The organism is Coleofasciculus sp. A1-SPW-01 (assembly GCF_040217205.1).
GTDB classification, from domain to species: domain Bacteria; phylum Cyanobacteriota; class Cyanobacteriia; order Cyanobacteriales; family Coleofasciculaceae; genus Coleofasciculus; species Coleofasciculus chthonoplastes_A.
The window spans coordinates 17,517-43,971 of sequence record NZ_JAVJNP010000201.1 but is presented as its reverse complement, the minus strand read 5'-3'; the positions used below and the strand labels follow the sequence as shown (position 1 = coordinate 43,971).

General features: G+C 46.2%; 17 protein-coding genes, 3 pseudogenes and 2 CRISPR repeat arrays. Of the genes and pseudogenes, 5 read left to right on the top strand and 15 right to left on the bottom strand.

Annotated elements, in window-relative coordinates; all coding sequences use genetic code 11:
* Nucleotides 1-8: 8 nt before the first annotated feature.
* Entirely contained in the window at nt 9-770 is a 762-nt protein-coding gene (locus RH949_RS28715; RefSeq protein WP_446357987.1) for a GDSL-type esterase/lipase family protein, read from the bottom strand.
* A gap of 523 nt (nt 771-1,293) precedes the next feature.
* On the opposite strand from RH949_RS28715, the gene RH949_RS28710 reads away from it, so the two are divergent.
* Nucleotides 1,294-2,607 carry a cytosine deaminase gene (locus RH949_RS28710; RefSeq protein WP_446357985.1) on the top strand — a complete coding sequence of 438 codons (1,314 nt, stop codon included), beginning with the start codon at nt 1,294-1,296 and terminating at the stop codon, nt 2,605-2,607.
* A 488-nt stretch (nt 2,608-3,095) separates the two neighbouring features.
* Here RH949_RS28710 and cas6 read toward each other — a convergent pair whose 3' ends face one another.
* The 11 genes and pseudogenes from cas6 to cas3 form a co-directional block, all read right to left on the bottom strand.
* The gene (cas6, locus tag RH949_RS28705) at nt 3,096-3,926 is read right to left on the bottom strand and encodes a CRISPR-associated endoribonuclease Cas6 (RefSeq protein ID WP_446357983.1); all 831 of its coding nucleotides are present in this window, start codon (nt 3,924-3,926) and stop codon (nt 3,096-3,098) included.
* 1 nt (nt 3,927) lies between these two features.
* Nucleotides 3,928-4,612: a CRISPR direct-repeat array (repeat unit 37 nt; unit sequence GTTTCAATCCCTGATAGGGATTATAGAGGATTTCGAC).
* A gap of 249 nt (nt 4,613-4,861) precedes the next feature.
* Nucleotides 4,862-5,062, bottom strand: a pseudogene (cas2, locus tag RH949_RS28700) (CRISPR-associated endonuclease Cas2); the annotation flags it as partial.
* Nucleotides 5,040-6,391 (bottom strand): annotated as a pseudogene (locus tag RH949_RS28695) (RNA-guided endonuclease InsQ/TnpB family protein). The pseudogenes RH949_RS28695 and cas2, both read right to left, overlap by 23 nt.
* A gap of 93 nt (nt 6,392-6,484) precedes the next feature.
* Nucleotides 6,485-6,775, bottom strand: a pseudogene (cas4, locus tag RH949_RS28690) (CRISPR-associated protein Cas4); the annotation flags it as partial.
* Between the two features lie 302 nt (nt 6,776-7,077).
* Nucleotides 7,078-7,788, bottom strand: a complete 711-nt coding sequence (gene cas5d, locus RH949_RS28685) for a type I-D CRISPR-associated protein Cas5/Csc1 (protein ID WP_446357981.1) — start codon at nt 7,786-7,788, stop codon at nt 7,078-7,080.
* Nucleotides 7,789-7,790: 2 nt separating this feature from the next.
* The gene (gene cas7d, locus RH949_RS28680; protein ID WP_446357979.1) at nt 7,791-8,795 is read right to left on the bottom strand and encodes a type I-D CRISPR-associated protein Cas7/Csc2; all 1,005 of its coding nucleotides are present in this window, start codon (nt 8,793-8,795) and stop codon (nt 7,791-7,793) included.
* A 37-nt stretch (nt 8,796-8,832) separates the two neighbouring features.
* Complete coding sequence (cas10d, locus tag RH949_RS28675) at nt 8,833-12,153, bottom strand: type I-D CRISPR-associated protein Cas10d/Csc3 (RefSeq protein ID WP_446357977.1); 3,321 nt, start codon at nt 12,151-12,153, stop codon at nt 8,833-8,835.
* Nucleotides 12,150-12,533, bottom strand: coding sequence for a DUF5615 family PIN-like protein (locus RH949_RS28670; RefSeq protein ID WP_446357975.1), 384 nt, complete (start codon nt 12,531-12,533; stop codon nt 12,150-12,152). The genes cas10d and RH949_RS28670 overlap by 4 nt, the downstream gene beginning before the upstream one ends.
* Entirely contained in the window at nt 12,530-12,778 is a 249-nt protein-coding gene (locus RH949_RS28665; RefSeq protein ID WP_446357973.1) for a DUF433 domain-containing protein, read from the bottom strand. Before RH949_RS28665 ends, RH949_RS28670 begins: the two co-directional genes overlap by 4 nt.
* Nucleotides 12,771-13,337, bottom strand: a complete 567-nt coding sequence (locus tag RH949_RS28660; RefSeq protein ID WP_446357971.1) for a restriction system modified-DNA reader domain-containing protein — start codon at nt 13,335-13,337, stop codon at nt 12,771-12,773. The genes RH949_RS28665 and RH949_RS28660 overlap by 8 nt, the downstream gene beginning before the upstream one ends.
* Before the next feature lie 257 nt (nt 13,338-13,594).
* On the bottom strand, nt 13,595-15,712 hold the full coding sequence (gene cas3 / locus RH949_RS28655; RefSeq protein ID WP_446357969.1) for a type I-D CRISPR-associated helicase Cas3': 2,118 nt from the start codon (nt 15,710-15,712) through the stop codon (nt 13,595-13,597).
* 84 nt (nt 15,713-15,796) lie between these two features.
* Between cas3 and RH949_RS28650 the strand changes: the two genes are divergently transcribed.
* A complete protein-coding gene (locus tag RH949_RS28650; RefSeq protein WP_446357967.1) occupies nt 15,797-16,648 on the top strand; it encodes a helix-turn-helix transcriptional regulator in 852 nt (283 codons plus the stop codon).
* Between the two features lie 382 nt (nt 16,649-17,030).
* Nucleotides 17,031-18,152, top strand: coding sequence for an Rpn family recombination-promoting nuclease/putative transposase (locus tag RH949_RS28645; RefSeq protein ID WP_446357965.1), 1,122 nt, complete (start codon nt 17,031-17,033; stop codon nt 18,150-18,152).
* 303 nt (nt 18,153-18,455) lie between these two features.
* Nucleotides 18,456-18,996: a CRISPR direct-repeat array (repeat unit 37 nt; unit sequence GTTTCAATCCCTGATAGGGATTATAGAGGATTTCGAC).
* Between the two features lie 265 nt (nt 18,997-19,261).
* Here RH949_RS28645 and RH949_RS28640 read toward each other — a convergent pair.
* The 3 genes from RH949_RS28640 to petM all read right to left on the bottom strand — a co-directional run bounded on the left by RH949_RS28640 (nt 19,262) and on the right by petM (nt 21,635).
* Nucleotides 19,262-20,179, bottom strand: a complete 918-nt coding sequence (locus RH949_RS28640) for an NAD(+) kinase (RefSeq protein ID WP_446357963.1) — start codon at nt 20,177-20,179, stop codon at nt 19,262-19,264.
* 208 nt (nt 20,180-20,387) lie between these two features.
* Nucleotides 20,388-21,365 (bottom strand): SDR family oxidoreductase, encoded by a 978-nt coding sequence (locus tag RH949_RS28635; RefSeq protein ID WP_006104749.1) that lies wholly within the window; start codon nt 21,363-21,365, stop codon nt 20,388-20,390.
* A gap of 165 nt (nt 21,366-21,530) precedes the next feature.
* The gene (gene petM, locus RH949_RS28630; RefSeq protein ID WP_044210140.1) at nt 21,531-21,635 is read right to left on the bottom strand and encodes a cytochrome b6-f complex subunit PetM; all 105 of its coding nucleotides are present in this window, start codon (nt 21,633-21,635) and stop codon (nt 21,531-21,533) included.
* A 72-nt stretch (nt 21,636-21,707) separates the two neighbouring features.
* Between petM and pdxA the strand changes: the two genes are divergently transcribed.
* Nucleotides 21,708-22,796 carry a 4-hydroxythreonine-4-phosphate dehydrogenase PdxA gene (gene pdxA / locus RH949_RS28625; RefSeq protein WP_446357958.1) on the top strand — a complete coding sequence of 363 codons (1,089 nt, stop codon included), beginning with the start codon at nt 21,708-21,710 and terminating at the stop codon, nt 22,794-22,796.
* Between the two features lie 416 nt (nt 22,797-23,212).
* The gene (locus RH949_RS28620; protein WP_446357956.1) at nt 23,213-26,374 is read left to right on the top strand and encodes a TRAFs-binding domain-containing protein; all 3,162 of its coding nucleotides are present in this window, start codon (nt 23,213-23,215) and stop codon (nt 26,372-26,374) included.
* Nucleotides 26,375-26,455: the final 81 nt, after the last annotated feature.

Here is a 26,455-nt window from a genome sequence, read left to right as displayed (position 1 = left end):
TCAGGTAATTATTGGTTGACGTAAAGATTAACAATTTTAGCCCAGTTTAGGTATCCTTTGCCGTTTAAATGTACGCCGTCAATGGTATATAGTGGGTCGAGTTGTTTCTGGTCGTTGGTAAAGTGTTGATGTAAATCAATGTAGGTATAGGAAAATTCGTTGGCTAGGTCTTGAAGGTGGCGATTGACAGAAATAATATCGGAGTTGTTGACTTTAATGGGATATTGGATGGTGTTCATGGGTAAGAGGCTTTGAATAAAGACTTGGGTTTCTGGGGTTTGGCGTTGAATTTGTTCTAGGATGAGGCGATAGTTTGCGGCGATTTCGCTGGCGGGTTTCTTTTCATTCCATAGGTCATTTGCGCCAATCATTAGGAAGAGTTTTTGGGGTTGGGATGCGGTGATTTCATTGAGGCGATTGAGAACGCCGTCGGTGGTGTCTCCAGAGATGCCACGATTGCGGATGTTGGCGTTTCCGAGGAGTTCTGCCCATTCACCTTGATCGGTGAGACTATCGCCGATGAAGATAATTTCGGTTTCGGAGTTGGGCATTTGCTCAAACATTTGTTTTCGCATTTGGTGATAGGTTGATTGATAGGTGTTGCGACGACGGGCTATTTTTACGGTTTGTTCGACTTGTTGATGGAAGGGGAGTTTACTGATTAGGTAGGGGATGCCGCCTCTGCGAATGATTAAGATGCTGAAGAGGAGGATAAAGAGTAAGTTTAGACTGAGGGATGTCCAAAGGATTAGGGAATTTTTGGTAGTCATGGGGAATTGGGAATTGGGGAGCAGGGGAAGCAATGTAGAGACGTGCCATGGCACGTCTGGGAGCAGGAGAAGCCTAATGTAGGGGCGGGGTTTAGATAATGTAGGGGCAGGTTTAGATAATGTAGGGGCGGGTTTAGATAATGTAGGGGCGGGTTTAGGGACTAAATTTAGCTAGTTAGAACTAACTGAACAACGAAACCCGCCCTGCCTCACCGATAATGGAACAAGGAAATATGCCGTATTTAATAAATGAACAACGAAACCCGCCCTGCTTCATTGATAACTGAACAAGGATATATGCCTGAACAACGAAACCCGCCCTGCCTCACCGATAACTGAACAAGGAAATATACCATATTTTACCAATAAATGAACAACGAAACCCGCCCTTTTTCTGTAGGCATGGGTTTTACTGATCAGGTGGTGTTGATGTTCTGATCATTGGATAGGCTAAAGCCCTTACTACAAACTACCAACTACGGACGAGGATATAATATTTTAGGTGCTTGGAGGGGAAAAGTTGATGAGTGTGATTCCATCAGAACCGTGCTATTGGCTGAAAAATGCCTGTGTGCCACTCTCAATGTTACAGGTTCAGGATCAATCGATTGGGCAGAGTCGAACGCCTGAGGGGTTGTGTTTAGTAGATATTCAGGTGGCTGAGGGGAAGGTGGCGCAAGTTGTACGGGCGAATTCTCAGTCGATGGGTGATACGGCGGTGGTGGATGTGCAGGGGGGACAGGTTTGGGCGGGGTTTGTGGATGTGCATACTCATCTGGATAAAGGGCATATTTGGGAACGCACGCCGAATCCGGAGGGGACGTTTGATCTGGCGTTGGAGAGGGTGAAACAGGATAGTTTACAGTATTGGCAAGCGGAGGATGTGTATCGCCGGATGGAGTTTGGGTTGAGGTGTAGTTACGCCCATGGTACTCAGGCGATTCGCACTCATATTGATTCCTTTGGGGAACAGGCGAGGATTAGTTTTGGCGTGTTTAAACAGTTGCAGCAGGAGTGGGCGAATCGATTGGTGTTGCAGGCGGTTTCTTTGGTATCCCTGGATTATTATTTGACGCCGGAAGGGGTAAAGTTGGCGGATTTGGTGGCGGAAGTGGGGGGAGTTTTGGGGGGGGTGGCGTATATGAATCCGGATATAGAGGCGCAGTTGAATCAGGTGTTTCGGCTGGCGCAGGAACGGGATTTGGCGCTGGATTTTCATACGGATGAGACGGATAATCCGGAGTCGATTTGTTTGCGGAAGGTGGCGGAGGCGGCGCTGCGGTTTCAGTTTGGGCGACAGGTGGTTTGTGGACATTGTTGCAGTTTGGCGGTACAGTCGCCAGAGGTGGTGGCGGAGACGTTGAGGCTGGTGAAGCAGGCGGGGATTGGGGTGGTGAGTTTACCGTTGTCGAATTTGTATTTACAGGATCGGAAGTTGGGGAGAACACCGCGTTGGCGTGGGGTGACGCTGATTCAGGAGTTACTGGAGTCTGGGATTGGGGTGACGTTGGCGAGTGATAATTGTCGTGATCCGTTTTTTGGGTTTGGGGATCATGATCTGTTGGAGGTGTTTAATCAAGGGGTGAGAGTTGCCCATTTGGATGGGGTGTATGAGGAGTCTCCGGCGATGGTGACGAAAACGGCGGCGGATTTGATGGGATTGGCGGATGTGGGGCGAATTGGTGTGGGGTTGGCGGCGAATTTGGTTTGGTTTAAGGGACGCAGTTATAGTGAATTGTTATCACGTCCGCAGTGCGATCGCGTGGTGATTCGTGATGGAGTGGCGATTGATACGAGGTTACCGGATTACCGGGAGTTGGATGGGTTGGGTTCGTAGCGATTACGGCGATTACGGCGATTAAAATCGCGGCTACACAAACAAAGTCCGCCTGCGCGGACTAGATTATAAAGGGGATAGTGCGATCGCGTGGTGATTCGTGATGGAGTGGCGATTGATACGAGGTTACCGGATTACCGGGAGTTGGATAGGTTGGGTTCGTAGGCGGCGCTAAAGCGCCGACTACAAGCAAGCATTATTCATTCCCGATATCGCCCCACTTTTTTGGCGGCTTGGGGTAAACATTGGGGATAAAAACTGCATCCTTTACAGCGTTTGGTGTAAATTGGTTTGGGCATTTTTCCGGTTCCCCCCTTTTGAAGGGGGGTTAGGGGGGATCTATAAAATTAGGTGGATGGAGAATCTAGTTCATTTATCGGTAGGGAGGGCGGGTTTTGTTGTTCATTTATCGGTGAATCGTTGAATTTAGTCCCTAAACCCGCCCCTACACAATAACCAATTTATAGAGATGTTCCGGTGCAACGTCTTTACGATTTCATTCGCCTTACCATTCCCATTCCCATGGTGGTTTTCCGCCCGACGCCAGAATAGAGGGCAAAATCGGCTAAAGCATTAATTTGCTGAATCGCTTCTGCCTCAAGTTGTCCCATAATCCGAAAATTGAGGGCGCCAACACAGCCAATAAACTTACTGCGAGAATCGGCAACTAATTCAGTGTGAATATCAAAGAAACTGGGAAACATAAGCTCGACTAATGTTTTCGGGAATTCTATGCCACTGTATTGATTCCAGCGCTTAATTAAACTATTGAAGACTAATTCCCTTGTGGGTAAGGCACAATCATATTTACTCTGACGAAATGCGGTGGGGGTAGAAAAGGCAAAATTCAGAGTGCGATCGCCTGTGGCGGCTTGGTCATATAATTGTTGATAACTGAGAGCATTTGCCCAACATCCGGGTATTCCTGGTTGGGGTGTTCCCAGAATACTGGTAATCTGTAAGTTGGCTGGACCTAAATGCCAGGGTTGTTCGGGATTCAGGTTTAACCACAGGTGGGTTAATTGGCTGAATAAGGTATCATCAAGTAGGGAAATTCGCCACCAACAGGGAGTTCCTGGGGGAATCGGTTGATGATGTTGCCAGTACAGATTAGCGGATGCTGAATCACTGCGATGCTGAATTTGTAGGGGACTCAGGGTAAAGGCTTTATCGGATTTGGCTTCATGGAGATAATCGCTTAGGTTTCTATCGACAGAACTGACTAGGTTAAGAAATAGGGCGTGTAAATGGCGTCCACTGAGAAACTGTGGCGGAATTGGCGATTGGGGAAGCAGGTTGAGAATTAGGCTATGGGGCATAGTTTCAATCCCTGATAGGGATTATAGAGGATTTCGACACCTTTGACTCTCCCGATTGGAACCGATCAACCAGTTTCAATCCCTGATAGGGATTATAGAGGATTTCGACCGCGCAGGATGCCCGGTGGGGTAAGCCTCACTGTGTTTCAATCCCTGATAGGGATTATAGAGGATTTCGACCTTGGGAACAGACAACCGAATACATATACGGGGGAGAATACGTTTCAATCCCTGATAGGGATTATAGAGGATTTCGACTTTTTGGCGGCGCGTCGAACCTTGGCACGCTCTTTGTTTCAATCCCTGATAGGGATTATAGAGGATTTCGACGGTACATCAATCGGTTCCGAATGGATGGGTTGATTCGTTTCAATCCCTGATAGGGATTATAGAGGATTTCGACTTGCGACTCCCGATACTAGGGTGGGTGGGGTTGAGTTTCAATCCCTGATAGGGATTATAGAGGATTTCGACGTCAGCCACCTAGCAATGAAATCTTCTGCAATAGTTTCAATCCCTGATAGGGATTATAGAGGATTTCGACTAAAAAGGGATAAAGGCAAGGCATTCGATGATGAGTTTCAATCCCTGATAGGGATTATAGAGGATTTCGACCCAGGTGGTGCAAGCTGGTGTGTGGATCTAGGGCGTTTCAATCCCTGATAGGGATTATAGAGGATTTCGACTGCCGACCTCTGAAACGCTTGCTGTATTTAGTTTTCAAGGTTCGATTGCGACAACCTCCTCTAACTATAGCATTTCAGCCCTCGGTTTTGACAACCCCCGCCAACAAAAAAGTCTCAAATCCTTTCTGAATAAGCCTTTCAGCCTTTGCGACAACCTCCTCAGCCGTGAAAAAGGCTGTATCCCTTACCCAATAAGGATTACAGCCTCAAATTTTGACTCCTCAAAAAAAACACCTACTGGTTGTCGCATCAGACAAAGAAAATCGAATTATCCCTGATGGGTTCACCGCCGATGCGTTCAACCTTCCCTTGACAACAGCCACAGAGGAAATAGAAGCGAATACTATCCTGGTCTGGTTTAATCACCTTATTCAAACGCGATCGCAACTTGGCATACTGGGTATCCGTCAAACTGCACTCGAACACACTATACTGCATCCACTGCCCTTGACACTCCCCGCTCTTGCATAGACGGGGATTCTTCCTTCACAGGGATACCAGTGTATTTACCCTCAGAAAGCATCTTGACCGTGAGTCCCACGGCTGCAAGTCCTCTTATACAGACTACTTGAGCGGCGGCTACATCTCTGTCGGTTGTATAGCCGCAGTGATGGCATGAATGGACGCGATTAGATATAGCAATCCTAAATAGGATGCAACAAGCGAAAAGCTCGAAAGCCAAGTATAGCAAGGGTTTCAGTTTTGAAAATTGCCACAACCTAAATAGGATTGCTATAGTAACTTTTTACCCGTTTCTGTTAAACATTTAGGGCATATCTGGCTAGTTTTCTTAGCGTCTACCTTTAGGAAGAATGCACCACGTTTAAAACAGCACTGCTCTAGTATTTGGAAAAATTGACCCCATCCAGCGTCTAAACAATGCTTACCTAACATCCCCTTGGCTAACCTTTTTAGGTTTAGGTCTTCAGCAAATATCATACCCGCCCAATCACAAAGATTATGGGCTAGCTCCCAGTGGTAGTTTTTCCTAACGTTCGCTATCCGTTCATGCAATCGATTTACTTTGGCTTGTGCCTTTTTCAAATTGTTACTCCCTAATCGCTTTCTAGATACCCTCTTTTGCAGCAATCTCAGCTTGCTTTCGAGTTCCCTAAAAGGCTTAGGATTAGGAAATAATTTACCATTGGATACGGCGACAAAATGACTGATTCCTACATCTATTCCGATGGCTTCCCCATGGGGCATTGGCTGAGGTACGTCAATATCCCACTGTAAGGTGAGCATGACATACCAACCTGATACCCGTTTGACTACACGCGCTTGCTTAATGGTTGCCCCGTCCGGGATTGGTCTAGACTGCCTAAACTTGACTAACCCAATCATAGGAAGCTTAACCGCGTCTCCCTGTATGGGGTCTTTCCCTAACTGAGGAAACACGAATGACCGCATTCTGCCAGCTTTTTTAAACCGTGGGAAACCGTGACCTTGCTCCCACATACTGACAAAAGCTTTCTCCAGTTTCTTAAGTGTTTGTTGGAGTACCTGAGAATGAACCCGTTTAAGGTTTTCACTCGTTTTTCGGTATGCGGTTAAGGCTACAGCTTGCTTATTGTAAGTTGGTCTAGGGACATTAGCTGGAATGATATATTCACCAGCGAGTGAGCAAGCGTTAACCTGACAACTACGCGATTTAAACCAATCTTTTCTCTCTGCTAGTGCATAGTTGTACACACGGCGGTTTTGTTCTAGCCAATCTTCAAAAATGACTACCTGATTTTTGGTTGGCTTTAGTTTATAGGCGTAAGTCAGATTAAACACTTTGCATCACCTCCTTACCTTTATTCTAATACCTATTTAGCTATCGTAAAAACATTAGCTAAGACTCGTAGCTAAAGCTACCATCCTAGACGCTTTGCGCCCCCGCTTATATTCCACGGGATAGAGTTCACCCGATTCTGATTCAATTAAATCCGATTTCCCGATTAGGTGATACTGTTGAGACTTCAGCCAAATCGCCCGCACCTGCCCAACTTCCTCACGTTGAGACTCCCCGACAGTGTGGACGCGATCGTGTAAACTGGTGCCATCAATGGTATAGTAATTCTCGCTAAATTCTCCCGCACAAAACATCCGCCAACAACGGTGGGGACAGTAAGAATATTGGTTAAGAGAGGCGATGGGAATGTAATCGGTATTATTCATTAGTTTTACCTGTAAATGAATGGTTAGGGTTTCACGTTGAGATCCCCCTAAATCCCGCTTAAAATCCGGTTCCCCCCTTTTGAAGGGGGGCTAGGGGGGATCTATAAAATTAGGTTCGTGGAAAATCTAGTGGGGAGGGCGGGTTTTGTTGAGAAGTTATCGGTAAATAGTTGAATTGAGTCCCTAAACCTGCCCCTACACAATAACCAATTTATCAAGATGTTCCGGTGCCACATCTTTGTCGGGACACGGCACTGCCTTACCCTTACCTAGGTTAACCTACCTTATCACCATGAAACTGATTAACTCCCCTGAAATTGATACTGCATTTGTGCCGGAATCAAGAAAGGTTTCCTGTCACTCACCTGATAATATTGCCCCTGAATTCGCACATTCCGAATTAAACTAACTGGTGACATATTCACCACATCATAACTGATGACGCGATGGGTAAACATCACATCTAGGGGATTCAGGGGATAAGGATAGGTGAATTCTCCCTCCATCAGTTGAGGAGTAGCCAGTTGTTCTATTTTTACCTCGGCTTTACTCATCCACTTCCCTAGACGAATCCATTTGGGTAATGTGAATGGCTTGTGAGAGATAACGAAAAACTCAAATTGACTTTCCGGGGCAATCTCTTTGGTTCTGCCAAAACTGGGGATATTTTTCTGGGTTTTCTCCATCTCAACATGATAGTTATTGTTGGCATATTTCCAGGTGTTGAGAACCGCGCTATGGTGAATGACTCGCCCCGGTGTAATGTAAATTCCCTGGGCATTGAGAGGGGTTAAATGTTCTTGATACTTGGGAACTTGTTCGCCACAAAAGTAACCATAGGACTTGTCTGGGGCAACAGTTGTCCCATAAACAGAACTATCCACTAATCCCAAGGCGTAACAGAGGGCGTAATTATGGATAATCGGTTCAGTTTCATAGAGTCGCCCAATTTCACGAGTGGCATAATAGAGGCTATCATGCAACTCTAGCTGACAGCGGTAAATTAGAGCCATAATTACTTGGATTTTGCTGGGGATTTTTTGGTCTTGCTACTGGCTTTAGCAATGTATTTTTCTGAGTATGCTGATGATTCAGCATTGGCTTGGGTCAACATGGCGATAAGTTGTGTCTCATTGCTAGTGATTGATTTAACTTCCGCTAAAATGGGTAACAATGACTCACCAATAAAATCAGTGTGGGGGATATATTCTTGTGCCATTAACTCGCTCATTCCTTGGCTGGCGGCTGCGTTAACCTCATCTTCATTGAGCGGATCAGGGGGTTGAATTTGATCTGCCTGTTTCATCAGATCATATATCTTTTGTGTCCAGCGTAAATTACTAACAATTTCTCCATCGGCAAAGATGACACCAATGAGTTCATTCCTAACTCGACCCGTGCGCGTGGTTTGCGCCCCATAGTGACGGGTTCTGAGGATATTATTGAACACATACAGGAATCCGGATTCGGTGGGATCTTTTAAGGTAATAATACTGGGAAAAAAGACTTGGGGTAAGATATGGTCTTGGCTATTAATCCGACTGGTGACTTCTCCATTCCGACTCATTGTGCCGTTTTCAAAGGGGGCATTCAGGGTAAAATTAAAGTGAGACTCATCAAAGGGTGTAATTGAAAACGCCGTATCAACCACAACCTTAGATTTCTCTGAACCTGCATCCCCAATGGCAAAACCATAGAGAATACAATCCGGTGTTGTCTTACTAAAATTAACGTTATAATCGCAGGTTTCCCAGTCGCCAATTTTGTAGTTCCGCAATAATTCGCGTCCGGTTAAACGTTCTGGGGTAGACTGTTTGCGCTTGAACATTGCCAGACGGCTAATGGTTTCCTTTTGCACAATTCCCGCCCGCACTCGTGCCTTATTTAACTCGCCATCGGTTTGAAACAGGGGATAGGATTCGGTAATGCGAAGGGTGATAAAATGAGCATATTTGCCCATGGGTTTGGCGGGGATTTCTGGGTGAAAGAATTGGGAATCGATAGTTTTGAGAAAGGGCATGATTTTTACTCCAGATGATTGAGTGAACAAAAATTGATTAGGGAACAGATTCTGTATCTAACTCCGGAACCTCTTCCGGTTCATCTTGCTTGCGTTCCTGGCGTTCTTGGTCATCAGCGAGGCGGTAAAGGTACTCACAGGTATCCCGAATTAAGTTTAACTGAGTTCCGGCTAGACGGGCGCGATCGCATTTAAATTTCCTGGCAAAAATCACCTCGACAAAATATTCAGAAAACTCCCGTACAGCTTGACGTTCGGCTTCTGAATTCAGCGCAGGTTTCCATTTACCATCCACGAAAGCTAGGGTAGGTTTTCCTTCAGCGGCACGTCGGCGGACATTATTCATTAACTTGGATAAACGTGATGCCACAACATCAATTAATACCTCCTGATTAAGTTGGGAGTCGCTATTGATAATTAGTGCTTTATCAATCTTTAAAATCACATCCGCCGCCTCATCAATGGGTTTAAGAATGGCATTGGCTTTAGCCGAAGGACGCTTGGCACGATAAAATACACGGTAGAGTCGAGTCAGTTCTCTGAGTTCGTTCACGGCTTCTCCTTCTGGGTCAAAGTAATGGTAAAAATCGAGATAGAGTTTGATTTTGCTAACGGGAACACTGTCCAGTTTCTCCTGTTTGCGGAACCATTTACTCAGATAGTGAAAGACATAAAGCGGATCAGTGTCCAAATCTCGCGCTAATGCTGCTAATTTCCCCCAATCGGGATTGCCATCTTTCTTGCGATTCGCTTCTAAGTGAATACAATAGGCGGCACTTAAGGCATTCAAAGGAGAAAATAAACGCGGTGTTACTTGACGGGGTAAAATACCATCTAAGCGGTATTCACTGTCTCTGACTAAAGACCGAATCCCTTGATGTTCGCCATCTAAGATAGCCGTCTTTTCAAAATCAGCCCCACTAATAAATGGGGGAACCGGAGATTCAGAGGCTACGGCTTTCACATCTAGAATTAAGGGTAAGGCAAAGGTTAACCACGCTGGCATAATCCAGGATTCAATATCTGTAGCATCCCTTCCCGGTGGTAACGCTAGGAAAAAGAAGGTTAGCGGCTGATCTTCTGGATAATTCAGTTTAAACGTGCGGTCATCTTCTGGTTGTAAGTCGGGTTGAATTAATAAGGAATCCACCTGTTGATAATTCTCCAGTGTAAACCGCGCCTCCTGCTTATCCCGAATCAAATGGTTGCGAATATCGGCATCAAAGCGAGTTCTAGCAATCCAGGTGTAAGCCTTGTGTAAGAATTTATTCGTTTCTGGGGTAAAAAAGTAAGCGGGATAGAGATAGAGATAGCGATACTTCCGTCCCTCAAAATCTGCCCCCGTCGCATTGGTTTGATTCATCAAAATTTGCCGCAACATCAGTTCAATTGACCAAATTGAACAAATTTGTCGCTTCGCCGCCTGAGTATTAAATAAAATCTGGCGATTACTATAGACTTGCGGCGCAAATAACGTGGCTGACTCCATTTGTTCCGTTACTGTATAAGCCGAACTGGACATAGCACAGACATTTTCTCGCCCTCTTCCAGTTACTTTGGCGGCGCGGTAACGGTTAAGTTCAACTAAGAACGGATTTACCTCTGGTGGTGTCACCGCACCCGTTGGTAACGTCACCACTCGACTAATATAGGTTCGCAAATCCTGCCAACCATCGGGAATAGTTACGGCTTCAATCATAGGTTGAATTAAACTCGTCGCCTGACTTACCATATCTACCATTGTCTGGCGCAACTGGTTCTCATCTAACCCTTTGGTTTGCTGAATATACTGTGCCGCGATATAATACCAATCTAGGGGAACGCCTCCAGTTTTTTTTAGGGATTGAATCGCTTTTATATTAGGAATTATTGCCGCTAATCCTAAGGATTCAGCTAAGTGTTGAGTTAAATCTAAATCCGGCAAACTTTGGCGCTGTGCCTTCGGTTTTAACCTTTGGACGTGGTGGACGCGATCGCACCATTTCTGCCAAATTCCTCGACACAGGATATCCCCAAATTCAGCTAACCGATCAATCCGATAATCGGCGTCAAATTCCACCGGGATAGTCTCCGGTAAATCCCCCTGATTCTTGAACTTAACTAAACTCTCACTCCGCTTTTTCGCTGAGGAAGTTTTGGTACTAGGAATAAGTCGGCACGCGGCATCAATACTCACCTGCATTAACCCGGGTGCATCAAAGAATAACCAATAATAATCCGCAAACTTAAATCCCTTCCCATCTCGACTAAACCCCGTGGATTTATGCTGTAGCCTCTCGGCACAAAACTGGCGAATCTTGGCAATCACCTGTGCTGAAATTTGACTGGTATCAATCGCGGGTGCATCTGCTTTGGCTAAATACACCACCCCATCGGGTAAATACAGTAAGGGTGTATAATAGTCACTCGGATGAACATCCATTAAAGCATTGTTAATAATATTAGTGAGAACGCCTCGATTATCGGCAAGGGCATGATAGCGAAACTGAAGCTGTCCATTACTCAGACTCTGGAGTTCCGTAAATAATCCATTATTGTCAATATCTCTAGGATGCTTAATCACAGAGGCGAATAAATCCGAGAGTCTAACTAAACTTGCCAGCGTTCCTCGAATTCGTCCATCTAATTTCGGCGTTAACCCGCGACATTCTAGACCTAAATCCGCATCCCATTTTACCCCAGCATTATGACTCAACCAAACAATATCATCAACTTGAGACTCCCACTCTTCACCCAGGAATACCGTTAAGCCAAACTCCCGCATCTTTTGCGCCACATATCCCCGCCCAAAATCTGGCGCGTCTGATTTGTGGGCGGGATTTTCTCGCCAGTTGCGGTGTTGGAATCTACGATCTGATTGTTCTAGCCAGTCAGGATAATCAGGAAACTTATCAAAGTCATGTAAGAGATAGGCTGCGATAAATAGGCGAATTTCGGCTTCGGTGCAATTCCGTTTCACTGGATTAGTTTGTTTACTCTCAGTCTTCAGTATCCTGAGAATTCGATAGGTGGGAAACAAGCCATTCAGCAGGTGTGAGGTAAAGGATTGATCCTCTTTACTCCGGTCAACATTCTTCCCTTCTGCCCGTCTATCTTCAGTAAATTGACCCCCCTTAGCGGTTACCCCCACTAACTGCTGAATCAGACGGGGCAAGACATCGGCGGCAAAGGATGCTAAGATGCGATCGCCTTGATTTCCTGATGCTTCTTGAATGGCATTTTTGAATAAGCGAATGGTTAATAATTCAGCATCAGCTAGAGTATCATCATCCTCCTCTTCTGTCGTCTCTAAATCTAAGGGTTCTAGAGGAAGTTCATCGCCGTTATTCTCAAATAAGGATAATTGTTTTCCCGTCATTTATCTGTCTCCTCTGACTCAATCGGTTGGTATTCCTGAATCACTCCTCGTTGGATAATCCACAGCTTTCCTACAATATCTGCTTGTTCTAATCCCGCCATGAATATCTCAATCGCCTCGCGCAAATCTCCTGGATTGGGTTGCTTGGGTAAACGAATCACTGCAATTCCAGAATAATTCGATGGCTTAAACCGCAGACGATTACCAAAACCCCGATCTAATGTCACCAAGCATCGACCTTCACGGCGACAAATTTCAATTAATTGCGTGTCTGGTGTTGAAGATAAGTCTTGTCCCGGTACTGTAGCCACATCATGTCCTGCTGAACGTAATAGTGTTGCCATGCGTCTACCCAGATTCTCATCTAACTTCAGCTTCATCGATTCATCTCCAGAGGAATCTCGGCGTATGAATCCCTTGCCATTTCTGCACCGTAGGCAATACAAGCAAGAATGTCATTCCTCTCTATACCCGGATAATCTTCGAGAATCTCGTCAATTGTCATACCACTCGCTAAAAAATCAAGGATGAGAGACACCCAAATACGATGTCCGCGAATGCAAGGTTTGCCAAAGCAAATATTTGGGTCAATCGAAATTCGGGATAACAGATTTTCGTTAGTCATTGATTTGTCTCCAAATTTGACGTAATTCATCCAAGCCAACCCACTGGTCATTCTTCTTGACCTCGACGTACTCCCAGCCGTTCGCTGCACTACCATTAACCTTTGCTGCTAGGGGACTGGGTTTATCAAATTCTTGTCCGTTGAAAACGATTGTTCCTGTGGGAGATATTTCAAGTCCTTCTCTGTACTGGCATCCAAAGCGCTTTGCTAAGTTCCGCTTTAGCTTGACTCGAACTGCCATCCCTAGTTGAGTGATACCCGCCTCAAATAGCTGGGTGAGCCTGACATGAGTGTGTTCTGTGTCTTGCTGAAGATTTTGAGGTTCAAGAGGAAGATCGAGCTGAATCGAAGGTACTTCAAGTGTTTCCGACTGTTGAGGAACTGCGAATAGATGAGACTTTGACCTCTTGATTTTCAGGTATTCGGGAAGCCAGTTGAGAAACCAGGTACGACCCGGTTCTGGCATTTGAGCGATATCAGCATCACTGAGATGAATGTCCATAATCGTGCTGTTAATGGTGGTTTCTACCATCATCCTCACCTCTATTGAAAATGTCAAGTAGTCACTGTAGCCTAATTGATTAGCAAATATGAGAGCGCCTAAGTAAGGGCGGTGACAAAATCGTGTATCCAGTAAACAGGGAGAACAATTTCTGCATCGGACTTAGCCGGACTAACCGACAGTGACAAAATCGTGTATTCTATAAACTAAGGAGAAAGGATTGCAGTTCAGTGCTGCACTTTCACTAATGCCTATCAGGTATTGAAACACTGTCGCCTTCTGATTTCGGGCAAACCCCTTTCTCCGCAAGCTTTTCAACAAACCCATCCATCATCCTGCTGGGGTTGCCAATACCAAGTCAGCGTCTCCAGCAATAGCGCCGATTGACCAAATGCAATACTGTACCCTGGATTCGTATCATTTAGCTGATTACTCAACCCATAAACTTGAAAATGAATTGGCAATCCCAACCTCGCCCGAACCGTGGCGCGATCGCGATCGCAAATAAAACAGACGAATCCTCGACGACTCACCCTCTGACTGATTTGATTAATGTCCCTCCCATGAGGTTGCCAAATTTCCAACCCTTTGAGAACTTGCACCTTACCTGACTTCACCATCTCACCCAGTTCTCCTCCATAATAAAAATGCCAGTTTTCCCGCACATCCCGATATCCAGTTAACTTAAAATAAGCCAAGGCTTGCTCAAATCGCTGGCTAGGGACATCCGCTTTTCTTGCACATCTGATAAACCGTTCCTTGTCCCACCACTCAAACGTAAAATTACTCAATAAACTAGGCAGATTATAAGTTTTAAACCGTTCCGATTCCGGTTCATCCGGATTTGTGGCATCATATATGGCACAATTAAGCTGACTACTGCCGCGAAAACTCCGCGCCTCATCAATAACCTTTTGTTTCCCTTCCCGCTGACAGTGCTTGATTTGTCCAAATTTTTTCCTCACACTAACTCCCAACGCCTTTTGGATATCATTGCCAAATCCTGATGCCGCTTCTGGGTACCGCTGAATCAGCCTGAGTAATTCCGAATAAACACAAGCCGACTGTATCCCACCCCAACGTGATGGATAATGCTTAAACTCATTCACAAAGGCAAAATTAGCGCGAACTGTATTAAAAAACGTCAGCCGATCATAAGTTTCCCCATCCTGTAAAGGCGGCGATTCCACTTCAAACAGACGTTCGACAATAAACTTAGGTAACAACGCATAAGCCTGATACGTCTCAAACCCTTTATGCCGCCCCAACCGTCCCAAACGCTGAATAAAGTTCCCCGCATCCGCCGCTTCAAAGACTAGGAAATTAATCCGAAAGTCTACCCCAACATCAATTGTAGACGTACCAATCAGTAAATCTGCCTCAACAACTGATTTTGATTTCTCTGTCTCTCCCGTCAATCCAGTATTTTCTCGTACCTGAAACCCCAAGGGTTCAAATAGCTGCTTCAGTCTCGGCAGTAAAGTTTTAACGGCGGCAATGGAGTTGAGGATAATCGCACCCTTACTACCTGGATAATCCTGAAAAAACCTTAAAATTATTGATTCAGCATTCTCGACAATCCAATCATAACTTGACCGGAAATTCGGTTCCAGGTTTTTGGGAAATCGTAACTCAATCGGTTGACTAATCGGTCGCCAGTTTTTATCATTGTCCTCAACTGAGAATCGATAAGCCCCCTGTGCAACTGGATTAATCACCCGATACTTCAATCCCGCCTTTAATAAATAGTCCTGTAAGAATTCATTAGGCGTCGCCGATAAAAACAAAAATTGCTTTCCCGGTACAGTATGCTTAATCAGCAGGATAGCATTGAGGATATTGGTAATCTGAGGCGACGAGAAAATATGAAACTCATCGAAAACAAATAGGTTATAATTCTTATCAATATTGGCAAATAGTCGATTTGGGTTATCTCCCTTCCCTTCTTTGTTGCGCCGCAGATAGCGGAAGTCATGGATATAGTGAAAAATATCAGGATTCGTCAGCAGAATTTCTGAATTATTGGAACGATTCAGCAATCCAGCTTGCTTAGAAGGTAGCTTGTTGGTTTCAATAAACTCCGCCAAAATCGCCGCATTCAAGCGATAGATTTGCGGATCATACTCCGGCTGAAACTTACGTTTATAGCCTCGTACCTGTTTTTCCTGATCCCGTGCCAATTCATTTGTCGGGTAGGCGGCTAAAGTGTACGTGCGACTGGTCATCGCGGGGAGATAAGCGGCTAAACTTTTACCATCCCCCGTCACGGCGGTATTGAAAACCACATCAATGCTAGACTCTCTCAAGGCTGCAACCGTTTCTCCTTGATGCCAGGATAGTGAGGACCAATCTGGAGGTAAGATAATTCCTTCAGGCGGTTGTTCACACAAACGCGAGTATAGAGGCTGAAGCGCGATCGCATAGTTAGTCATGGCTGCATTGCCGACAAATCAAAATATACTTAGATTAATCCCACTATGCCATGGTTTTCCTAAAAGTGCAAGTACAAAATTAAAATGCCCAGAAAGAAAGAAACACTGACCCTATCGATTCCCCCTGGCACGAAAGCCCAGCTAGAAGAGATTGCCCGTCGCCTGAACATCTTCTGGGGCAAGAATCCCAGCCCATCGGGACTGATCAGTGCGATCGCGCAACAACAACTAGAAGTCGGAAAACCCTTCACCCTCAACCCTGAACAGGTCAACGCCTTACAACAAGCCACCGCCGCCTTAATCGATGCAGGTCACGTCGAAGCCGCTAAAAATATACTTACACTTTTGCTCGACCGAGGCAATCTAGAACCTCCCCTGCGCCAATCCCTGCTGCAACAGATTGGCAAACCCACTGAACCCTGGCGTATTGAGGTGGAAAACTATATTAATCAAGAACAACCCTTTCGGTTACTCTATCGCAACTCCCAAGCACAAGACTTGGACTATACTGTCCGCTATGCAGAGATTTGCTTCTACGAAAAACGCTTTTACCTGCAAGTCTGGTGTGAAGAAACCGCAGATGTCGAGGAGGAGATGGCTGATTTACCGGAACTCTGGCACAATCGCTGCTTCCGATTAGACCGAATTCAGGCAATCCTACCCACCAGTGGCGGCTGGCGCGGTGAGTTCGATGCCATTAAAGTGTACTTACATTTTTATGGTTGGCTAGTGAAAGCTTATCAACCTAAACCTGAGGATATAGACGATAAAGTGATAGGAGAGGTGCGTCAGGTGGTGCGGCGAGTGGTGAATCCCTTCTGGTTTCTGCGGGAAATATCGCGATATTGGGAGGATTGTGTAATTATTTCACCGGAGAGTATGCGTCACCGGATGCAGAAAAAAGTGCAGCGTCTTTGCCATCGATATGATTTGTAGGGGTTTGGTTTCCAAACCCCTGCTTCGCGATTAATCTGACTAGCTAAAATGATCGCATAGATTTTACGATTAAACCGGGCGCACATTGCTGCGGTAAAAGGGCGCACGTCGGTGTTGGCAAGGAAGGGCGCACGTCGGTACGCCCCTACATAATCCTTTATAACCGTCGAGGAATCCGGGCGCGTTTGTAGGGGCGGGTTTTACGATTATCTTTTCGGTTGCACCCAAATCTGACTAAACCCGCCCCGACTTTCGTCGGCTGTTCTTCCTCGGTCTATGCATATTTTTTAAAATTAGTCAAGACAATCCTGATAGGAATTTTGCACCAGAGAGGGTGGCATAGTAGCCGTTGTCCACGGTGTAATAGTTACCAAAGGAGAACGTGAAAACTGATACCCTCTTTTATAGCCTGTTTAAACAATTTCCCAGTATCTTCTTTGAACTGATTAACCAGTCAACAGAACAAGCAACAACTTATCAATTCACCTCCCGTGAAATCAAACAACTGGCATTTCGACTCGATGGTTTATTTTTTCCCAAGACGGAAAACTCCCAAAACCCCTTCTATGTCGTCGAAGTTCAGTTTCAACCCGATGAGGATTTATACTATCGTATATTTGCTGAACTCTTTCTGTACTTGAGACAAGATAAACCCGCTTGTCCTTGGCGGGTTGTCGTCATTTATCCGACTCGCCGGATTGAACGAGAACAACCGTTACAATTTCGGGAACTGTTTACCCGAGTGCAACGGATTTACTTGGATGAGTTAGGAGACGATGCATCGGATTCCCTGGGGGTTAATATTGTTAAGCTAGTAATTGAGAATCAACAGACAGCCCCTGAACGAGCAAGGACTCTAATCGAACAAGCCCAAGCCCAGATAACGGATCAGACGATACAACGAAATCTAATTGATTTAATTGAGACAATCATTGTTTACAAATTACCGCAAAAAAGCCGGGAGGAGATAGAAGCCATGTTAGGATTAAGTGAACTCAAACAAACCAAAGTTTATCAGGAAGCCAAACAAGAAGGGTTAGCAGAAGGTGAACAAAAAGGTCAACTCAAAGCCAAGTTAGAAGCCATCCCTCGGATGATGCAGTTGGGTTTAAACGTGGAGATGATTGCTGAAGGGTTAGATTTGCCTGTCGAAGTTGTCAAAGCCGCAGCACAGTCATTCTCTCAACAGAATGTTGCGGCTTTTATTGAACTCTTAACTCATCAACGAGAACTTTTCTCGCCTCAAGACTTAGCTAACTTGGCTGACTTAATCAAACCGTTACCCGATAAAATAGAAAATCTATCTGATGCGATCGCACAATGGTGCAAGCAAGACGGACATTCAGCACAGCTTCAGGCTTGGCGTCATGTTCTCTCTAATTTATGGGCGGCTACAGTCGAGCAATGGTTAGCCAGGAATCTCGAATCCCTTGACACTCCATCCCCTGCACTCAACAAAGCTATGTTACAACAGGCGATTGAATCAGGAGAGTCTTCTAACTAAGCGATCGCGCTAAGCTGTTCGGCATTTAAATAAGCTGTTCGGCATTTAAACCTTAATATCAATAACGGCGAAAGCCTTGTAGTGCGTTAAGCGAAGCCATGCCGCAGGCTTTGCATCTTGCTCGCTACTAAGCTGTTCGGCATTTAAACCTTAATATCAATAATGGCGCAATCCTTGTAGTGCGTTAAGCGAAGCCATGCCGCAGGCTTTGCATCTTGCTCGCTACTAATACCCAATTTAAATGCATGACAGCTTAGAGGATTTCGACGCAAAAAGCCCACCAAGATAAAGGCATAGAGAAAAGTTTCAATCCCTGATAGGGATTATAGAGGATTTCGACGTTCCTAGAAATGGGTCAAGCGATGTCTGAAGCCACGTTTCAATCCCTGATAGGGATTATAGAGGATTTCGACCTCCCACTGGAACTTATTTTTGAGAATGCGCCAGATGGGTTTCAATCCCTGATAGGGATTATAGAGGATTTCGACGGTACTTGAAACTAGGATCTTCTTCTTCTAGCTCGTTTCAATCCCTGATAGGGATTATAGAGGATTTCGACTTGCTTGAGCTTGATAAATCTATGCTTACTAATAGTTTCAATCCCTGATAGGGATTATAGAGGATTTCGACATCTGTCGGAAAACAGTTTGCCCACTGGAATTATTGTTTCAATCCCTGATAGGGATTATAGAGGATTTCGACTACATCTCGTTGGACTGGGCTGAAAATGAGATCAGTTTCAATCCCTGATAGGGATTATAGAGGATTTCGACCCCTAACGGGGAAACGCCGGGAGATGAGTTAGGGGTTTCAATCCCTGATAGGGATTATAGAGGATTTCGACCGCCGACCTCTGAAACGCTTGCTGTATTTAGTTTTCAAGGTTCGATTGCGACAACCTCCTCTAACTATAGCATTTCAGCCCTCACTTTTGACAATTCCCGCCAACAAAAAAGTCTCAAACCCTTTCTGAATAAGCATTTCAGCCATTGCGACAACCTCCTCAGCCGCAAAAAAGCCTGTATCCCTCACCCAATAAGGATTACAGCCTCAAATTTTGACTCCCCGAAAAAAACACCTACTGGTTGTCGCATCAGACAATCAAAGACCTAAGGTAACTCCACCGATGTCGGTTTGGCAATATGAGGTAATCCCCAGCCCAACTTCTCACGCAACACCCGGAAAAACTCAGGCGGTTGCAAGCGAATAAATCGAGCCGAATAAGGCGATCGCGCCACATGAACCTGATCCTCAGGTAACACATAACAGCCCGCATTTCCATCCACCACCATCACCAACTGAGTCGGCATCGCCGGAAACACCTGCACTTTTTCCGTATCCGCAAACACTAACGCCCGCGACGCCAAAGAATGAGGACAAATCGGCATCAACTGCAACACCGGCACCCCAGGCGTTACCACCGTTCCCCCCGCACTCAGGGAATACGCCGTCGAACCCGTCGGTGTGGAGATAATCACCCCATCAGCCGCAATATCCACCGACGAATGCCGTCCAATTTTCACCTCAAAATGGCACATACAGGTCAACGGTTCCCGGTGCAAAACCATCTCATTCAAACACAAGGCTTCCCACCAGATACACTGATCCCGCACCACCTGCACCAACAGCATCGCGCGTTCTTCTATCTCATACTCCCCCGTCATCACCTGTTCTATCGCCTGGGGAAGTTGATTCAGATAGATTTCAGTCAGAAATCCCATGTGTCCGGTATTAATTGCCAGCAGAGGAATTCCGAAGGGCGCCACTTGGCGAAACGCCGCCATCACCGTACCATCTCCCCCCAGAACGATCGCAAACGCCATCTTTTCATCAAATCCCGGCGCTGCTAGCTTATCTATCGGTGTATGACAGACTGGAGACTCAGGGCGGGAATAGCCTAAAAGTCCGCCCACACCCGTTGCCATATACACTTCCCAACCCGCTGCCATGAGTTGCTCTTGTAACTCTTCAGCAACCCGACAAGCTACAGGTTTGTAGTCGTTATAAATAATCCCTGCTTTGCCCACACTTATCAGTCCGCGTCATACATTATTAATAGTTGTTCTACCCAATAACCCTGATTTGCTCAACTTCAACCTATCATTGATCCCCTTGACGAGAAAGCTTACACCAAAAAGCGACAATCTGTGTCACTCAAAGACTATGCCCTCTTACTCCCCTCTCCCTCCGAGGGAGAGGGGATTTTAGCTTAACACTTCAACCTATGTTCTAGGCTTAAGGTTTTTTCATCGGTGTCTTCCTCTTCTTCTTTTTCGCCTTGCTTTTCTCATAATCAATTTCCCTCAGCTTCTTGGTAATTCGGCTAAAATACTCTTGCAGATAAGCTTCCAAAGTAGTTGTATCGTTGGGATCAAGACCAAAAACCGGATAAACCTCATCCATAGAAGCCGTCATCGGTTTCCCCGTCGCTAACACCTCCGTGAATGCCAAGCGATCGGCGATATTCCAACCCCACTGAAAAAATCTGGTAATCTGGCGCATTGCCCGCAAGAAATTAATCGGGAGTCGAGCAATTCTAGCATCCTTACCGGAGAGTCGCTCACATAGACTAATAATCTCATCGGCTCTCCAGGCTCGTGTTCCCACAACCGGAAAGGTTTTATTTGTCGTTTCCGGAACCTCAAGCGCACGAACGGCAAATTTAGCAATATCCTGAGTATCCATATAAGCGGTGGGCGCAGCTTCCCCGGTAATCCAAACCGCTTGCCCTTCCAAGATTGGCACAGCATACTGCATAATCAGTCCTTGCATAAACCCAGCAGGTTGCAAGATGGTGTAATTTAATCCTGATTCTGCCAGAAACAGTTCAGTACACCGTTTAATCTCCATCAACGGCACCTTGGGGAATTTCTCACAATTGAGAATCGAGAAAAAGACAAAGCGCTCCACTCCCGCCGCCGCCGCCGCTTGAATCAGCGCCACCTTGCCATCCCAGTCTACCTGTTTAATCGTCAGGGAACCTGTTGGTCTAGAGGTTGCTGCATCAATAATAGCGGTTATGCCTTCCAAAGCAGGCGGTAATGTATCGGGTTCACACAAGTTCCCTTGTACCAGTTCGGCTCCCCATTCTTTCAAAAATGTGGCTTTCCTAGGGCTACGCACCAGACAGCGCACCTGATGACCTTCATCGAGCGCCCGACGAACCACCTGTCTTCCTAAAGTGCCTGTTGCACCAACGACCAACAAGTTCATTTATAAAAGTTCTGCCTGTAAACTTAACATTTCTATATAATTCTATCAGAATTTGTCTTATGTCATTGGTCTTATGTCATTGGTCATTTGCTCCCCCCTCACCCCCTCACCCCCTCACCCCCTCACACAAATCTACCCCTCACCCAATCACCCCCTCACACAAATCTACCCCTCGCCGCCTTGGATTTTGAGTAACAAAAATCCCAAACCCATACCCACGAGAATTAGGGTAAAGGATAGTACAGCAGCATTGAAAATTTCAGCGTTCATGTCTTATCTCCTCTTGCGATCGCTAAACAGGCTTTAAGTTATAAGATTATCGCGATTGGGTTGAAATCCAAAATGAAAACTGAGAAATATTTGTTTACACAACCGCACCATCCACCCCAAGGGCGTCCTCGCTTGGCTGTCACCTTGGGTGATCCGGCTGGAATTGGTCCGGAGGTGGTGCTGAAGGCGTTGGCAGATGAGCAGATAACTCAAGATGCTCAAATAACGGTTATTGGTAGTCGCTCGTTGTTACAGACGGCGTATAAGGAATTGCGGCACACCGTAGACAGTACCACACCTCTGGCTGAACCAGATAATCTATCCATACTAGATATCCCCTTAGACGCCTCAACCGCACATCAGATTACTCTGGGGCGGGGAAATGCGGCGAGTGGGGACGCCAGTTTTGCTTATTTAAAGAGTGCGATCGCGCAAACCTTGGCGGGTGAGTTTGAGGGAATTGTCACCGCGCCGATTGCCAAGTCATTCTGGAAAGCCGCCGGACATGACTATCCGGGTCAAACTGAAGTGCTAGCACAGGCGGCTGGTGTTGAGCGATTCGGGATGCTATTCGTCGCGCGATCGCCTCATACCGGGTGGCTATTGCGAACCCTGTTAGCCACAACCCATATTCCTTTGCATCAAGTCCCCCATACCTTAACCCCAGACTTGATGAAAACAAAACTGGATTTACTGGTGGAATACTTACGGCTGGAGTTTGGGGTAGAAACCCCTCGCATTGCCATTTCTGGGTTAAACCCCCACAGTGGTGAACAGGGACAATTAGGGCGTGAGGAAAAAGACTGGTTGATTCCCTGGCTAGAACAGGAACGAAAGCAACGTCCCCAGCTAAAATTGGATGGACCTGTACCACCCGATACCCTTTGGGTAAAAGCGGGTCAAGCCTGGTACGATAATCCAGCCATCCCCAATCTCCCCGATGCGTATTTGGCGCTTTACCATGACCAAGGTTTAATTCCAGTTAAACTGATGGCATTTGACCGAGCGATTAACACCACAATTGGTCTACCATTTGTGCGAACCTCTCCGGATCACGGTACGGCTTATGATATTGCTGGTCAGGGAATTGCTAATTCGACCAGTATGAAAGCGGCGATTCAATTAGCGGCACAATTGGTACGGCACAGGCAATTGTTGTAGGGGCGGGTTTTAAATCATTGGTGTCAACTTAAGCTCAACCCCTCTCCCCCAGCCCCTCTCCCACGCCGGGGAGAGGGGAGCAAGAGAATCCGATTCCCCTTCTCCCATGAAACAAAAAGCTCCCGCATCCTTTGGTCTCCCTCTTTTTAAGGGGGACGGAAGGGGGATCTAAAAAGGGGGACGGGAGGGGGATCTATAGGGAGCATCCCAATTTGGCGCGTTGTCGGGTGTCGGGTGTCGGGAATAGCAGCCAAGGAATAAAGGGGCTAAACCGCCCTGCTCAACCATCAAAACTCATCATATTCTATTTATTCTGTCAAGATGTAATTCCTAGAAACTAGATGTTAGCGTAGTGGAGCTAGTCTCTCTTTTTCCGAACAGTCACAGGATAGCAGTAGGATCAAGCCGAGTAAGTAATGATAGAACACGACCTCAATGGCGATCGCTCCTTAGTTTTAGAAACAGCATGGCAGCGATATGCCCAGCTTAAAACCCAAGCTGCAATCACTTACAGACAATATTTGAGTCTTCGGGGTGGATCAATTTTGCTCAGTGCGATCGCCACATTCCTCGCGGTGGTTATCGCCAGTACAGATAGGCAACTCATCGCCGCCCCACCGGGACGAATCTTAATCATTGGTTTAGTTTTAGTTCCGATTATCAATGTGATCGTTTTGGCGATTAGTCGCAACCTGCAACAAGGACAGTATTGGCAAATTCTCAATGCTGGTGCTGAGGAAATTCGCAAAACGATCTATCTGTATCGGACATTGCTACCCGGACAAGATAATCGTCATCAATGGTTGAATGAACGAGTTACAGCGATTCAACGCCAGGTCTTTGATAGTATTGGCAGTGATTTAGTGCTGCAACCCTATACCGGGAATCTTCCCCCAGATGAGAGGGGCGAATATCCAAGTCATGATCCGGGTTTTACGGATTTACTGCCCCCAGATTACTTGCACTATCGCCTAGAAGCGCAACGGCAACACTATACCCAAGAACTCGCCCAACTCAACACCACTCGCACTCGCTTACAAATTGCCATGTTTAGCGTGGCTGGATTGAGTGCATTATTACCCGTTTTAGGCGTGAGTGTCGGCGTCTGGGTGGCGTTTACCCTCTTCTTGGCAACCGTATTTAGCCTGTGGTTAGAATTAGGACGCATCGACGATCGCGTGAATGCGAATAACCAGCTCATTTTAGCCCTCAACATGATTCGCGATCGCTGGCAAAGTTTAACCGCCAAAGAGCGGACGGGTGAGGAATTTTTTCAGCTCGTGCTAGCGACAGAAAATACACTCTGGAATTACTATAGTCAACCGATTTCCGAACGGCGTCAAATTGCCACCCCCTTGCTGGAGCCGAGTGATGATTTACTCACAGAAGCGATCAAAGAACCCGTTGTCGAACACCAAGAAGAATCAAACAACGTTGAAACCCTAGCCGTTACCGCCCAAACCCCCAAAGAAGCGGTCACATTGGAGGTGGTTAAAAAAGTTGAAGAACCTGCTCAGGAACCGCCGAAAAAGGGATTACCTCATGCCTTTGTGGTCATGCCCTTTGGACGAAAAAAAGGACCGGATGGGCTTTGGATTGACTTTAACAGCATTTATCGGAACTTAATTAAGCCAGCCTTAGAAGAGGCAGGATTTGAGTCATTTCGTGCCGATGAAGAAATGGTTAGTGGCGATATTTTGACTGATATGTTTCAGGAGCTATTGCTCGCTGACCTGGTTCTGGCAGATTTAAGTATTGATAATGCTAACGTGTTTTACGAGTTAGGCATTCGCCACGCCCTGCGTAAGCGCGGCTTGATTCACATCCAATGTGGTCGATCTTACATGCCTTACGACATTTTCAATGTCCGGACTCTGCCTTATCACTGTGATGATAGCGGTTGTCCTGACCCAGAGTATTTACACAAAGACAAGCAGGCGATCGTGAAAATGGCGCGTGCCACCTGGGAGTCCGACAAAAACCGCATTCATAGCCCAATTTTCAGTATTTTAACCGGACTGGATGAACCCGATCGCAAGTCATTGCAAACACCCCTGGCAACCGGATACTGGCAGGAATACAAAGAATGGCAAGAGCGTGTGGTGCTTGCCCAGCGACAAAAGCGGATTGGGGATGTCTTGTTATTAACCGAAGAGGTAAGTAATCCCCTAATTAAAGAAGAAGCCCTGGCTGAAGCGGGGAAAGCCCTAAAAAATCTGGGAAATCATGCCCTAGCGCTCAAAGAATATCGCCAAGGCTTGAAAATCAATTCCAAAAATTCTGAGTTTCGCAAGGAAGAAGCCTTTCACCTCAGCCGCTTAAAGCAATTTGATGAAGGGATTGTCAAATTAGAGTCATTGCTCCAAGATGAACCCAAAAATATAGATGCGCTCTGTTACTTAGCTCGCATTTACAAAGAAATGTGGCGCAATGAATGGAAAGACATCACCGATGAGCCGGAGCGGTTAAGTGCTGCCTATGATGCCGCGCACTTACTCAAAAAAGCCGTTGATACCTATCTCAAAGCCTATCGGCTGGATCACAATCACTATTATGCTGGGATTAATGCCCTAACCTTATTAGTCCTTCTCGATCATTTAGTCCAGCATTGTGATCTCGATAGCGATGCCGAAGGAGAAGCCCTGCGGCAACAGTTACCCAATCTCAAAGGAGCGGTTCAATTCTGCCTGGAAAGTGCAGTGAAGACCAATGAAAATGATGCCTGGGCGTATGTTTCCTTAGGAGATTTAGCGGTATTGGCAGCCGACGTTCCTAAACAAGTCACGCGAGCGTATAAAAAGGCGTTAACGCTACTCTGGAACAATAAATTTGCCCTAGAAGCCACCCTGGATCAACTGGAACTTTTGGCGGCGCTTGCTTTCCGCCCGGAGTATGTACAAGCAGGACAAGTGGTGATCCAAGGGGAACTCGACCGACTGAACAATCAAACGGCAATAACGGCGGATGAGAGCGAACCAGAACCCACACAAGTGATCCTCTTTTCCGGTCACATGATTGATAGTCCGACACGGGAGCAACCGCGTTTTCCCGCTGCCATGGAAAATGAGGCGCGGCAAAAAATTGAGGAGACTCTGGATAAGTTAAATCCCAGTACCAATTGCTTGGCAATTGCTCCCGGTGCGGCTTGTGGCGGTGATATTTTGTTTATCGAAGCCTGCTTAAAGCGGAACATGAAGGTGGAGGTATTTCTGCCCTTTGCCCCAGCTCAGTTTATTCTCGAATCTGTTAGTTTTGCTGGGGATAACTGGGTATCCCGTTTCTATACAATTCAGAATCACCCTAATGTGTCATTTAGTCTGCAACCGGAACGATTGGGAGACGTGCCGATAGGGGATAATGCCTTCGAGCGCAATAATCGCTGGGCGTTGTATTCTACCCTCATGTATGGCATTGATCGCGTGCGACTGATTGTTCTGTGGAACGGTAAAGGCGGTGACGCGCCCGGAGGTACAGGTGACATGGTTCACCAGGTACGCCACTTGGGAGGCGTGGTTGAGCATATTGATACCACCAAATTTGACTACTGGAACACGAGGACGAAGGTATTAGCCAGTTAAAGGCAATGTAGAGACGTTGCATGCAACGTCTCTACAGGCTGGTTTACCAAACAACTGGGAATACTAAATAGAGGAAAAAGC